We start from the raw sequence: 13,522 nt of genomic DNA, 5'->3' as shown, positions 1-13,522 counted from the left end.
TGTTTTTATAATTTTTAATGGCATTCGCCATCATATCACTATCAACACGTTTGTCTTGCATGTACTGGTAATGGTTAGCCATATTTCTAGCGTTTTTACGACTTTCTAACTCACTAATACGGTCAACAACCGTATCAAGAGGTAACTTAACTTGTTTTAGTCGGTATAATTCTTTGTCGATCGCAACCATCTTATTGTAGACAGTTCTACTGATATCAGAATTAACTTTAATAATTTGCTTTTGTTGAGTACTAGGATATATCCGCATTTTTAATCCGTAATAATATGCTAAATCACATATTTTCTTCATTGATTTTCACCTCACTTTCTATGCTTTTATTATATCACAATGAGTGGTATAATAAAAAATAAACATGTATAAATAAAAGGAAAAGAGTTCTATGCAATGACTGATAAAAAAACTAGAATTAAGGATGCAATTTATACTCAAAGATACGTTTATAATCTGCACTTTCATCTTATTTGGTGTACTAAATACAGAAACAAAACTTTTATAACTGATGAATTATCTAATGAAATGAAGGATATCCTTCAACGAGTAGCTGATGATAATGAAATAACCATCGAAAATATGGAAGTTATGCCTGACCATGTACATCTGCTAATTTCTTTTCCACCTAGGAAATCAGCGGTTGATGTTATTAAGGCACTAAAAGGTAGAAGTGCATTTATATTTCTAAAAGCACACCCAGAGATTAAAGCACATCAGTATTGGAGCGGACATTTGTGGTCTTCCAGTTATTACTTAGGTTCATTAGGTAATATGAGTAAAGAAACAGTGCAAAAATATATTAATGACCAGAAATATAATGCTATGATGAAAAACTAAAAAAGCCCTCACGGGCTTTTTTAGTTAGGGGCTATCCCTCCATAGGTTAAAACCCATGGATTCCCGCCCCGTGGTCATCGAATATATAATAAAAAATCAATCTAAGAATCCAAATTCGAATTCTTAGATTGATTAAAAATTGTTAAACACAGCGATTCGTAAAGAACCGGAGCGCCCGTTTGTCTTAAGCTTCTGGTTGATAGTCTTTATCGATGATTAAGACAGGCTTAATCGTCTTCCCAGAAACCGAATCTGCATTAGCTTGATTAATATCTTCAAAGTCGTAGAACTTTTCGGTCTTTTCATAGTCAAACCAGCCTAACTTGTTAAATTCGATTAAACGTGGAATATCAACTTGAGGGATGGAGTCACCCATGTTAACTCCGACAACCTTCTTGTCATCCACACAAAGGTCATTCCAAGTAGATAATTCAACCAAATGAGGCGTTACCGCAATGGCAGCACAGGTTCCACCTTGTGCTAAAGCCGCCACAGAATCCTTGATGACCGCCGGAATTCCCGTAGTATCAACGGTCCAATCGACACCGTAACCATTAGTTAATTCCCTAATTTTTTCAACTGCATTTTCTTCCTTACTGTTAATAGCATGCGTTGCCCCTAATTCTTGGGCTAATTTCAAACGTTCAGGCACGATATCAACAGCAATCACCTTGATACAGCCAGAAATCTTACCGGCCATCATGGCAGCTAACCCAACGGCCCCGGTTCCAAAGACAGCAATGGTGTCTCCAGGCTTTGGTTGCAAGGTATTAAAGACGGTCCCAGAACCAGTTACGTAACCACAGCCTAAAGGACCTGCCTTCCGCAAATCGACACTTTCGTCAACCTTAACGGCATTTCTTTGGTCAACCACTGTGGTCGTGGTAAAGGATGATTGATTGAACATGTCAGAAACATGCTTACCATCAATTTGGAAGTGGTCTTCACCATCAGCCGCGTCCCTGACAAATTGTACTTCGCATAGGAACGACATTGGGTTGGAATTCCCTTTAAACAATTATCACACATTCCGTCTGAGTAGAATGATAAAATGACATGATCACCAGGCTTGAAATTGGTAACTTGAGAGCCAACTTTTTCCACAATTCCGGCACCTTCATGTCCTAAGACCACAGGGTACCCAAGGCTAGCATCACCTTTCCGAATGGCTTCGTCAGAGTGACAGATTCCAGAAGCCACCATATGGATTTGTAAGTCAGTGGGACCAACAGCATGTAATTCTACGTCATCACGAACTTCAAAATCAGCACCGACTTCAGGTACAACGGCTGCTTTAATTTTCATAATAGATTACCTCTTCTTGTTTTAATTTACGCCCTTATTATAAACTTCACAAGCAACCGTTTTCAATGACATTTATTCACATTTTAAGTATCATATCTACACTTTTTGACTAATAGCTGACACTACCATCCCCGAAATCAACTTCTTGACATTTCTTCCAGGAAGGACACGACTCCAGGTGATCATTGACCAAACCACAGGCCTGCATCAAAGAATAACAGGTAGTCGGTCCCACAAATTTAAAGCCTAACTTCTTGAGCTTCTTGGCTAAACGTTGAGCGATGGCATCTTGACTCGGAACTTCTTCACTAAATTGCCAGTGATTTAAGATTTGCTGGTGCCCAACCTCATCCCATAAAAGATCATATAAGCTCACTTGTGAATTAGCTAACTTTTGGAGCACCTGAGCATTGTTAATAGTTGCCTCAATCTTGCCCCGATGGCGAATAATAGTTTCGTTTTGTAAGAGTCGGGTCACGTCATCTGCAGTAAAGCGGGCTACCTTTTGCCACTCAAAATCGCAAAAAGCCGCCTTAAACCCATCGTATCGCTTCAAAATCGTTAGCCAAGATAAACCCGCCTGAAAGCTCTCTAGTACCAACATCTCGTATAATTTATTTTCATCATAAACCGGCTTCCCCCATACCTCGTCATGGTATTTTTCGAGTAAAGGATGGGTCAAAGCCCATGGACACTTATCCATCAAAATCACCCCTCTATTATATAAATACGCAAAAAATTTTATTTTAAGCTTTTTTTCTGCCAATTATTGCCCATCAAAGCCAAAATTAATAAACTTGCCCCGGTAACCATAATCGCTCCTAATCCTTGATGCAAGACCTGACGCAAAATTGGTAAAAGTTCTTGCGGTAAAGTTACGGCCGTTTGCGCATCAGTTAACTTGTTTAACATTTTCAAGTTAATGTGGGCATGTTGACTGACACCTTGGGCTAACTTTTGATTAAGCACAATTCCATAAGTCGCCGACATTAAGGATTGAGCTAAGATTCGCATCAAATAAGAAATTGAAGTTGCTACCCCTAAATCAGGCCCTGCATCTTCTTGGACCTTAACTTGTAAAATTACAAAAACCAAACCAACACCAAAGCCCGCAAAGATCCCGGCACCCATTACCCAAACTAAGGAAGCTTGTAGCGATAAGAAAGTCATTATTAGTAGTGTTAGCAAAATCGTTATCAGTCCCACATTTAAGGTTGTCTTAGCACGAAAATGATCTTGAAAGTAAGTTGCCATTTGGGTTCCGATAATATCAGCCACAGCGTTGGGAATCAGGGTCAAGCCCCCAAATAAGGCACTTAGCCCTAGCAGGCCTTGCGCCCAAACCGAAGCATAAGTGTTATAGGCAATAAAGCCACCCCAAGCTAACCCAAAAATGAGAAAGTCCCGTACTAAAGTCCCATTGTGAAAAATTCGTCTTTGAATCAATGGTGCTTCAACACGACCTTCCCACCACCAGAAAAGCCCCAACAAAAGCAGACCCAAAAACACGAACAGCAAAATCCACTCCACTCTGGTTAGCCCAACTAATTGTAGCCCTACTAAGAACGCGCATAACCCGCTCACTAATAGCCCCGCACCTAAGAAATCAAACTGGAATTGATGTGTTGGCACTTCTTCTTGATAATTAACTTGTAGTAACCAGATTGTTAGCAAACCCAGTGGGATATTGATATAAAAAATCCATTCCCAAGCCAAAAAATCAACAATTATCCCACCTAAGAGGGGCCCGAAAATCGAGGCCAACGAAAAACTTGCCCCTAAAAAACCCATGGCCTTCGTCCGCGCATGAAGATTAGCGATGATTTTACCTAAAATTACATAGGGTAAACTCCCCATACCTCCACCACCAATCCCCATGATGGTCCGCGCTACTAGAAAAAAGTAAATATTGGGTGCCACGGCTTCGGCAAGTGATGCCAAAATAAAAATTATCAGGGCAATCTGAAAGGTCCGTTTGTAACCTATGATTTCACCAACCTTTCCCCAGATAGGGGTTGACATACAAACTCCCAACAGAAATACAGCCACAATCCACCCCATAAATTGAATTCCTTGTAAATCTGCAATAATCGCTGGCAAAGCCGTATTAATAATGGTCGCATCCAATCCTGACATGATATTAGCCAAAATTAAGGCTCCAGTAACGGCTTTAATTTGTTTTTGCTTCACAATAAATTCTCCTCTCTTCTATCACAATCCTTACTGATTATAACAATAAATGGCTTTTATTTATACTCTCTTAACCTCTATAGCCAAAATTAAAAATTATGCAAAAAAGTACTACTTTTATTCCTTCTCTGCCACCATGGCATAAAAAAAGAGTTCAGTCGATACACTGAACTCTTTTTCACTTTAGATGTAAGGAGCTAACTTAGCTTCAAGTTGTTCCTTTGAGTGGTAACCCACGATGGATTCTACTACTTGACCATCTTTCTTAATTAGCATAGTTGGAATACTCATAATCCCAAACTTAGCAGCAGTTTCTTGGTTTTGGTCCACATCAACCTTGTTGAAGTTAACCTTGTCCCCCATTTCTTCTGCTAATTGTTCCACGACGGGTGATTGCATCCGACAAGGACCACACCATGTTGCCCAGAAATCAGTGAATGTCACGCCTGTAGCGGTTTCTTGCTCGAAAGTTGCATCAGTTAAATCTTTAACCATATTAATTTCCTCCATTTACTTACTTTCTAAAAGTAAGTTTACTCTAAACGGTGCTAAAAAGCAAGTCATTAGTTTGCTAGAAACTAATTATATCATACACCGCTTATTTATATAACTCTTTTAGCTTAGTCACATCAGTTGATTCAATGCCGTGTTCCGAGCCTCGTGGATACATAACTGAATTATAATCATCTGTGTGTGCCAAGCCCATGGCGTGTCCGAGTTCGTGTTCGGCAGTATTAACGACTCTTGACCACGAATATTGGCTCAGATAGTAAGTATTAAGATATCCTGTTGCCTTAGTGAAGTAGGCACTTGAGCCATCATAACTTTGCACGTATTCCGTTTTAGTGACCCCAGCCTCACCAGTCGTTGACTCATTTTCCGTTTTCAAAACAATATCGGCCTTCTCTTCATCGGAGGCCATGGTCAGTTTGAACACTCCGTAGCTATTCCATTTTTGGATAGCCTCTTGCCAGGCTTGACGGTAATTGGCTTCATCATCGGCAATATCAATATAGACCGTTGCTGAATTTTGTTTCCATTTAGGTGTCACATCGGCGTCCGAAGTACTGCTTTGCGAACTAGTTTCCTGACCACTACTATCAAAAGTCCAGCGCCCCGAAGAGCTACCGGGCTCGGTTTGTTTGGCTTGAATGCCACTTCCTAAACCAAGATAGCCTTTAATTTGTTTGATAAAGGTTTCCCACTGCAAACTAACCGCCGTATTAACGTCTTTATATAAACTGTCTGTTCTAATTTCTTGTACTTGATTTTGTAATTTAGGACTCGCTTGATAGCTGTAAACTAAGCTACTGCCCACTAATAGGATTAGCAAAATTTTTCGCAATTAATAAATCCCTCCTCATTTAACATCATACCACAAGTTTAAATTTCACTAATAAAATGGAAGTACAATTATCAGAAATTTAATAAAAGAAAACTATCCTGCCGCTAAGCAAGATAGTCTGCAACTTATTTGGTTACCTTTACGGTGACATCACCGAAGCCTCGATCAAAACGGGCTTCCCATTTACCTGCCTTTAAAGCAGGAGGTAAAAGGAAGGTTCCGGAAGAAACAACCTGACCTTTTTTCAAGCCACCCTTACCTTGAGCATCTAGAGTATCGACTAACCACTTCAAAGCCTTGAGTGGATTACCGAGTACTTCACTAGCCTGACCACCCCCTACTTTTTCATCATTGAAGAATAAGTCAGCTTGCACCTTAGCGACATCCGCAACATCTGCAAACACCTCTTGGGTATCACGCTCAAAACCATAAACGACCAAGCCCCCGACTGCGCAATCAGACATCACCATGTACTTGGATAGATCTGGGAACCAATTAACAAAACGCGCATCCGGTACTTCAACTGCGCCGGCAACCGTCGTCTTGGTAAATAAGTCTTCCAGACTGGCACTGGCATCTAAATCTTCCTTGGCCCGAAAGGCAAGTTCGACTTCCACCAAGGGTTCATTTAAATTTTGCAAGGAAACCGTGGCTGGGGCCATTAAGAAACGGTCCGCCACTTGCGCCCCGTACAAAGGACAATCAGATTCAAACATTTTTTGGGTTTGTTCACTGGTCAAAGAAACCTTGTAACCGCCTACGGGTTCACCCTTAAGTTCCATGACCCGGGCTTGGACTTGGTAGGCACTTTGATCATCGCTGACAACCTCTTGCCAGTCACTTTCTTTTAAGGCGTCTACTTCTTGATAAGCTCGGTATAAAGCTTGTGCAAATGCTTCTTGTTTAGCAGTTAATTGATTAGTCATAATAAATTCCTCCATTTTTGAGAAACACTCACCCTATGCTCACACGTGAGTGCCTGTAATTTGATTTTGTTAAGTAATTGTTTCTAATGCCACTAATGTCTCCGTCCGACATGACACTCACCTTCCTTTTTATTAAAATCTCCTCAAACACAAAAACGTCCCTCATAACTCCCGCCATGGGGGAATTACAAAGGACGTTTCAAACGTGGTACCACCTTTTTTTGCAAGTTTCCTTGCCTCACACGAGCGGCTAGGTTGCCCTAGCGATTCGTTGCCACGGTAATGGGTGGACCCAGCGTATTCTCCGTTACCATCGATACGCGACTCACAGATGATTTTTCCCAAAGCCCTTGGTTAGGTTCGCAGCGCCACCTAATCTCTGATTTCCCAGACTTTCGTACTTGTTCTGCTCTTCGTCTTTGTATTTGATGGTTCATATCATAAAACCAAAAATGAAAAAAGTCAACCGTAAAATTAAAAAAATATCATTACAATCTAAAAAACCATCACCAAAAATGGCAATGGTTCATAACCTCTTAACCTAATTGCGTTTGTAAGTCCGCAATCCGGTCTTGAGTGGCTTGTAATTTACTTTGGTAATCAGCTAACTTTGCCTTTTCGCCTGCTACGACCTCTTCTGGTGCATTGGCTACGAAACGTTCATTTCCCAGTTTCTTTTCGGCCCGAGTAACTTCGCCTTCAAGCTTCTTAGCTTCCTTTTGCAGACGAGCAACTTCAGCATCCAAGTCTACCAAATCACCTAATGGAATGTAAACTTCAGCCCCAGTAATCACAGATGTTAAGGCCAAGATGGTGCTTCAATATCAGAGGCAATCGTTAATTCCTTAGGGTGGCAGAAGCGGTCAATGTAGTCGCGGTTAGTTTCAAACATCGTCTTTAATTCGGCATCAGAAGTCTTAATCATCAAGTCAATTGCACTAGACATTGGGGCATTCACTTCAGCTCGTTGCATCCGTACCGCCTTGATTAAGTCAATTAAGACGCCCATTTGCTTTTCAGCATCTTCGTTCTTAAATTCAGTGTGAACTACTGGGTAAGCAGCGGTCACGATGGATTCACCTTCATGTGGCATTGTTTGCCAAATTTCTTCGGTCACAAACGGCATCACAGGGTGCAAGAGACGTAAAGTTTGGTCTAAGACATAGCACAGGATGTTTTGCGTGTTAGCCTTCAACTTAGCGTCAGCGCCATTAAGGTTTTCCTTAGCCATTTCAATGTACCAGTCACAAAGGTCGTTCCAGATAAAGTTGTAAAGGGCTCGGTCGGCTTCCCCAAATTCGAAACGTTCAAAGAAGTCGGTAACCTTTTCAACGGTATCGTTCAAACGACTTAGAATCCACTTGTCAGCTAATTGCCATTCACTCTGAGCTGGCAATTCCGCCTTCGTATTTTCATCCAAATTCATGATAACGAAACGACTCGCGTTCCAAATCTTGTTGATAAAGTTCCAAGCAGCATCCATCTTTGCGTAAGAGAAACGGACGTCTTGACCCGGAGTGGAACCGTAAGTTAAGAACCAACGTAAAGCATCGGTCCCATACTTATCGATGACGTCCATTGGGTCAATCCCATTACCTAAGGACTTAGACATCTTGCGGCCTTGCTCATCCCGGATTAAACCATGAATTAAAACATTATTAAATGGACGGTGGCCTGTAAATTCAACGGATTGGAAAATCATCCGAGAAACCCAGAAGAAGATGATGTCGTAACCAGTAACTAAAGTATTAGTTGGGAAGTAACGCTTGTAATCTTCGGCATCAGTATCTGGCCAACCCATGGTTGAAAATGGCCATAAAGCACTAGAGAACCAAGTATCTAATACGTCAGGATCTTGTTCCCAGTTTTCAATGTCCGCAGGGGCTTCCATGCCAACGTAAGTTTCCCCGGTGTGCTTGTTGTACCAAGCAGGAATTTGGTGACCCCACCATAGTTGTCGGGAGATAACCCAGTCATGAATATTTTCCATCCAGTGTTGGAAAGTCCCTTCAAAACGTGGTGGGTAGAATTCAACGCGTTCGTCGTCTGTGTCTTGGTTATCCAAAGCCGCTTGAGCTAAAGGCTTCATCTTCACAAACCATTGCGTTGAAAGACGCGATTCTACTTGAACCCCAGTTCTTTCAGAATGTCCCACAGAGTGAACGATTGGTTCGATATTAATCATGTAACCTTGGTCTTCCAAGTCCTTAACAATGGCTTTGCGGGCATCAAAGCGGTCCATACCATTGTACTTACCAGCCAATTCATTCATGGTACCATCTTCATTCATGGTGTTGATTCTTTCCAAATCATGACGGTTACCAACTTCAAAGTCGTTAGGGTCGTGGGCTGGAGTAATCTTCACCATCCCCGTCCCAAATTCAATATCAACATAAGAATCCGCAATAATTGGAATGTGACGGCCTTGGAGTGGCAAGATAACCTTCTTACCTACCAATTCCTTGTAACGTTCGTCATCGGGGTTCACGGCTACGGCCACGTCACCCATCATCGTTTCTGGACGGGTCGTTGCAATTTCAATGTAGTTCTTCCCGTTGAAAGTAAAGTTTTCGTCCTCAAAGAAATACTTCACATGGTAGAAGGCCCCTTGGTCATCTTTGTGGATAACTTCGATGTCAGATAAGGCAGTCCGTGCCTTAGGGTCCCAGTTGATGATAAATTCACCCCGGTAGATTAAACCTTTGTTGTAAAGGTCGACGAAGACTTTCCGTACTGCTTTAGATAAACCTTCATCTAAAGTGAAGCGTTCGCGATCATAATCAACCGAAATCCCCATCTTTGCCCATTGTTGCTTGATAATGGCAGCATACTCATCTTTCCATTCCCAAGTCTTTTCCACGAATTTTTCCCGACCTAAGTCATAGCGAGAAACCCCAGATTCAGCTAAACGTGCTTCCACTTTGGCTTGAGTTGCAATCCCAGCGTGTCCATCCCTGGTAACCATAAGGTATCAAAACCTTGCATCCGTTTTTGACGAATAATTAAATCTTGTAAAGTTGTATCCCAGGCGTGACCTAAGTGCAATTTACCCGTCACATTTGGGGGAGGAATTACGATAGAATATGGCTTTGCATCAGGGTTGCCACTAGGCTTGAAGACGCCGGCTTCAACCCATTTTTGATAACGACCCGGTTCAACTTGACTTGGGTCGTATTTTGTTGACATTTCTTTAGTCATCAAATCTTCCTTTCTTATCATACCGCGGGAAACAAAAAAGCACCGCCATCCTTAATATAGGACGACAGTGCCGTGGTACCACCTAAATTGGGCTTTCATGCCCCGCTTGTTTACTGTTAACGAATGTAAATCCGGTTGGCCCTACTTAATTTTCAAGCCAACAGCTCCCAAGCTACCCGTATCCATCCGTTTTCATAATCTTCCAGCCAAGGATTATGTCTCTTGAAAAAACTTGCCTGAATACTCCTCTTGGTTCATTGCTTATAAGCATAATTTTAAGCGCAAACGCCCTCGTGGTCAAGTCCATTTTCCACAAAAATTCCCACAGCACATATTTTATACAAATTGCTGTCGTGCTCGTAAATACCGCCTCAAAGCATCCTGCCAAGATGGTAATGGGCTAAAGCCAGTAGCGACTAATTTACTTTTATCCAAGCGACTATTATGGGGCCGAGGGGCTTTACTAGCCATATAGCTTGTGCTTGTCACTGGTAAAACGGTAACTGCTTGGTTCGCTTGTTTGAAAATTTCAGTCGCAAACTCCGCCCAAGAAAGATAACCACCCTCATTACTAGCATGATAGTAACCATACTGCTCACTTGCTGCCATCTCCACTAAAAGACAAGCTAAGTCCTCCGTATAGGTGGGGGTGCCGATTTGATCTGCAACAACTGATATACTATTTTGCTGGGTCGCCAATTTTAACATTACCTCAACAAAATTACTACCACCTAGACCAAAAACCCATGAAGTGCGAACAATAAAGTATTTGGTTAAACTCCGTGCGACAGCCAATTCCCCTGCTAGCTTACTCTGGCCGTAAAAATTTATGGGTTGATAGCACTTGTCATCCGCCTGCCACGGTTTTTGTCCGCTTCCATCAAAGACATAATCACTTGAAAGATAAATCAGCTTTGCATCCACTTCACGCGCGGCCCGAGCTAGGTTAGCAGTACCCTCAACATTAGTTTGCCAAATTAGATTCTGCCATTTTTTATCTTCAGCTGCATCCACTGCCGTCCAAGCCGCACAATGAATAATGACATCTGGGCGAACGGTAGCTACCACGCGCGCAACTTTCGCCGCATCTCTAATATCTAAAGTCAAATACGCGCTCATTTCACTTGCCTTAGTGGTCGTACCAACGCCAACTTGTCCGCTGCGTTTTATCGCCCGCATCACCGCCTGACCTAGCTGGCCAGACGCCCCGGTTACCAAGTATTTCATTCCTTCATCCTTTCTTTAATTCCTGCGCATACCTCGCCTCCACCACAGCCTTGTCCTTTTTCCACCAGTCCCGATGTTCCTGATACCAAACAATCGTAGCTCGCAAGCCTTGCTGAAAGTCCGTATATTGTGGTTGCCAGCCTAACTCACGCTGCAATTTACTAGCGTCAATAGCGTAACGTAAATCATGGCCTGGACGATCCCGCACCCAATCATAAGCATCTAAAGGTTGGCCCATAGTTTCAAGAATGGCGGTTAAAACTTCTTGATTGCTTTTTTCACCATTAGCGCCAATTAAGTAAGTCTCACCAATCCGTCCAGCAGTTAAAATCTGCCACACGGCGGCTGAATGATCATCAACGTAAATCCAATCGCGCACATTTTGCCCGGTTCCGTATAACTTAGGACGAATTCCGCACAAAATATTAGTGATTTGGCGCGGAATAAATTTTTCAATATGCTGATAAGGCCCATAGTTATTTGAACAATTGGATAGCGTCGCCCGTAAACCAAAGGAACGTACCCAGGCTCGCACTAACATATCTGACGCTGCCTTGGAGGCCGAATAAGGACTCGAAGGGCGATAGGGACTATCTGGGGTAAACTTGCCCCCATCCAAAGGCAAATCGCCATAAACCTCATCCGTCGACACATGATGGTAACGCACGTCATACTTTCGACAAGCTTCCAATAAGACCGCTGTCCCCACAATATTGGTCTGAATAAATGGCTTAGGATTTTGCAACGAATTATCATTATGACTTTCAGCTGCAAAGTGTACCACGGCATCCGTTTGCTTCACTAACCTATCTACTAAATTTTCGTCACCAATATCCCCCACAACCAACTGTAAACGCTCACTAGGTAAACCGGCCAAATTTTCCCGTTTCCCCGCATAAGTCAACTTATCTAGCACTGTAACTTGCACTTCGGGATGTTTTTCTATCACATAACGTACAAAATTTGCGCCAATAAAACCTGCACCACCAGTTACCATTAATTTTTTCAAGATTGCTTCCTCCTAAATTTTCCCGTAAACAAAAGGATTGTTTTGTCTAAATTCCGCTAGAGTCGGTAGTTGTGTATCCTTTGGCGAAAGAAGGGCCTGGTCTACAGCGAGAGGCCAAATTCCTGACAGTTCCGGTGTTTGCCAAGAAATCCCTCCTTCAGCTTGTTTGCAGTAATAGTTATCACATTTATACAGAAAATGTACCTCATCTGTCAAGGTAACAAAGCCATGTGCAAAGCCCTTAGGCACCAAAAGTTGACGCTGATTATGACCCGTAAGCAGATAGCCTTCCGTTTTTAAATAGGTGGGCGAACCTTGGCGTAAGTCAACTAAAACATCATACACTACTCCAGTAACCACACGAATTAGTTTTGTTTGGGCACCTCGCCGGTTTGGAAATGTAGCCCCCGTAGGACCCCGGCTTGGCGTGAATAGGAGTGATTATCTTGGACAAAATCTTGGCGAATACCGACTTCTTTAAAATCACGCGCCGTGTAACTTTCACTGAAAAATCCACGTTGATCCCCGTGCACCGTTGGCGTCAGTAACTTAACATCTTGTAAATTGGTTGGGTGTACCATAAATTTAGCCATTTTCCGCTACCTCCTCTTGCGCTAGACGTAATAAGTAACGCCCATAGTCATTTTTCTTTAAAGGCTGAGCCAAAGCAAATAACTGAGCCTGAGAAATCCAACCTTGTCGGTAAGCAATTTCTTCTAAGCACGCCACCTTGATATTTTGCCGTTTTTGAATAGTAGCAATAAAACTTGCTGCCTCCAACATCGCATCCGGTGTCCCAGTATCTAACCAGAAATAACCACTTCCCATAAGTTTCACTTCCAACTTCCCACGTCGCAAGTACTCCCGATTAATATCCGTAATTTCTAACTCTCCGCGTGCTGAAGGCGTTAAGTCTGAAGCAATTTCAACCACTTCATTATCATAAAAATACAGGCCTGTGACAGCATAATTACTCTTGGGTTCTTGTGGTTTTTCTTCCAATGATAAAGCCCGCTTTTGGGCATCAAACTCCACCACCCCGAAACGCTTAGGGTCGTCTACTTGATAACCAAAAACCGTTGCTCCTAGCGGATTTTTCGCTGCCGCCTGTAATTTATGAGCCAAGCCATCACCATAGTAAATGTTATCCCCTAAAGCTAAACAAACCTGATCATTACCGATAAAGTCCCGCCCTAAAATAAAAGCTTCCGCCAAACCCTTTGGTTCAGTTTGGACCTGATACGACAAATTTACCCCCCAGTCAGAGCCATCCCCTAAAAGCTGTTTAAACAGCGGTAAATGCTCCGAGCGCGCAATCACCAAAATTTCACGAATACCAGCTAACATCAAAGTTGACAAGGGATAATAAATCATGGGTTTATCATAAATAGAAATCAGCTGTTTAGAGACCCCACGTGTGGTAGGATATAACCGACTGCCTAATCCTCCTGCTAAAATAATGCCTTTCAATT

At 42.3% G+C, this 13,522-nt stretch carries 10 protein-coding genes, 3 pseudogenes and 2 other annotated features; of the genes and pseudogenes, 1 reads left to right on the top strand and 12 read right to left on the bottom strand.

Annotation, left to right across the window (positions count from 1 at the left end; translation table 11 throughout):
* The coding region (locus tag JCM10991_RS12850; RefSeq protein ID WP_035188203.1) for a helix-turn-helix domain-containing protein at positions 1 to 310 on the bottom strand (310 nt) is incomplete at its 3' end.
* A 96-nt stretch (positions 311 to 406) separates the two neighbouring features.
* Between JCM10991_RS12850 and tnpA the strand changes: the two genes are divergently transcribed.
* Positions 407 to 850 carry an IS200/IS605 family transposase gene (gene tnpA / locus JCM10991_RS06030; protein WP_025020859.1) on the top strand — a complete coding sequence of 148 codons (444 nt, stop codon included), beginning with the start codon at positions 407 to 409 and terminating at the stop codon, positions 848 to 850.
* 184 nt (positions 851 to 1,034) lie between these two features.
* On the opposite strand, the pseudogene JCM10991_RS12845 reads toward tnpA, so the two are convergent.
* The 11 genes and pseudogenes from JCM10991_RS12845 to rfbA all read right to left on the bottom strand — a co-directional run bounded on the left by JCM10991_RS12845 (position 1,035) and on the right by rfbA (position 13,520).
* A pseudogene (locus tag JCM10991_RS12845) lies at positions 1,035 to 2,155 on the bottom strand (NAD(P)-dependent alcohol dehydrogenase).
* Between the two features lie 109 nt (positions 2,156 to 2,264).
* Complete coding sequence (locus JCM10991_RS06020; RefSeq protein ID WP_025020858.1) at positions 2,265 to 2,858, bottom strand: DNA-3-methyladenine glycosylase I; 594 nt, start codon at positions 2,856 to 2,858, stop codon at positions 2,265 to 2,267.
* A gap of 38 nt (positions 2,859 to 2,896) precedes the next feature.
* Positions 2,897 to 4,345, bottom strand: coding sequence for an MFS transporter (locus JCM10991_RS06015; RefSeq protein WP_025020857.1), 1,449 nt, complete (start codon positions 4,343 to 4,345; stop codon positions 2,897 to 2,899).
* 183 nt (positions 4,346 to 4,528) lie between these two features.
* The gene (trxA, locus tag JCM10991_RS06010; RefSeq protein ID WP_023859004.1) at positions 4,529 to 4,840 is read right to left on the bottom strand and encodes a thioredoxin; all 312 of its coding nucleotides are present in this window, start codon (positions 4,838 to 4,840) and stop codon (positions 4,529 to 4,531) included.
* 103 nt (positions 4,841 to 4,943) lie between these two features.
* Positions 4,944 to 5,690: a M57 family metalloprotease gene (locus JCM10991_RS14430; RefSeq protein ID WP_025020856.1), complete on the bottom strand. Its 747-nt coding sequence runs from the start codon at positions 5,688 to 5,690 to the stop codon at positions 4,944 to 4,946.
* 125 nt (positions 5,691 to 5,815) lie between these two features.
* A complete protein-coding gene (locus tag JCM10991_RS06000; protein ID WP_025020855.1) occupies positions 5,816 to 6,616 on the bottom strand; it encodes a 2-keto-4-pentenoate hydratase in 801 nt (266 codons plus the stop codon).
* Positions 6,617 to 6,803: 187 nt separating this feature from the next.
* Positions 6,804 to 7,039 (bottom strand) — a binding site (T-box leader).
* A 113-nt stretch (positions 7,040 to 7,152) separates the two neighbouring features.
* Positions 7,153 to 9,814, bottom strand: a pseudogene (locus tag JCM10991_RS12835) (valine--tRNA ligase).
* A 54-nt stretch (positions 9,815 to 9,868) separates the two neighbouring features.
* Positions 9,869 to 10,081: a binding site (T-box leader), on the bottom strand.
* Between the two features lie 69 nt (positions 10,082 to 10,150).
* Positions 10,151 to 11,041, bottom strand: coding sequence for a dTDP-4-dehydrorhamnose reductase (gene rfbD / locus JCM10991_RS05990; RefSeq protein WP_025020854.1), 891 nt, complete (start codon positions 11,039 to 11,041; stop codon positions 10,151 to 10,153).
* A 4-nt stretch (positions 11,042 to 11,045) separates the two neighbouring features.
* Complete coding sequence (gene rfbB, locus JCM10991_RS05985; protein ID WP_305068730.1) at positions 11,046 to 12,050, bottom strand: dTDP-glucose 4,6-dehydratase; 1,005 nt, start codon at positions 12,048 to 12,050, stop codon at positions 11,046 to 11,048.
* Between the two features lie 12 nt (positions 12,051 to 12,062).
* Positions 12,063 to 12,643 (bottom strand): annotated as a pseudogene (gene rfbC / locus JCM10991_RS12830) (dTDP-4-dehydrorhamnose 3,5-epimerase).
* Positions 12,636 to 13,520: a glucose-1-phosphate thymidylyltransferase RfbA gene (rfbA, locus tag JCM10991_RS05975; protein ID WP_025020852.1), complete on the bottom strand. Its 885-nt coding sequence runs from the start codon at positions 13,518 to 13,520 to the stop codon at positions 12,636 to 12,638. The pseudogene rfbC and the gene rfbA overlap by 8 nt, the downstream one beginning before the upstream one ends.
* Between the last annotated feature and the right edge of the window lie 2 nt (positions 13,521 to 13,522).

Origin of the sequence: Ligilactobacillus equi DSM 15833 = JCM 10991 (assembly GCF_000615765.1) — a bacterium.
GTDB classification, from domain to species: domain Bacteria; phylum Bacillota; class Bacilli; order Lactobacillales; family Lactobacillaceae; genus Ligilactobacillus; species Ligilactobacillus equi.
This window is presented reverse-complemented; position numbering and strand designations above follow the sequence as displayed.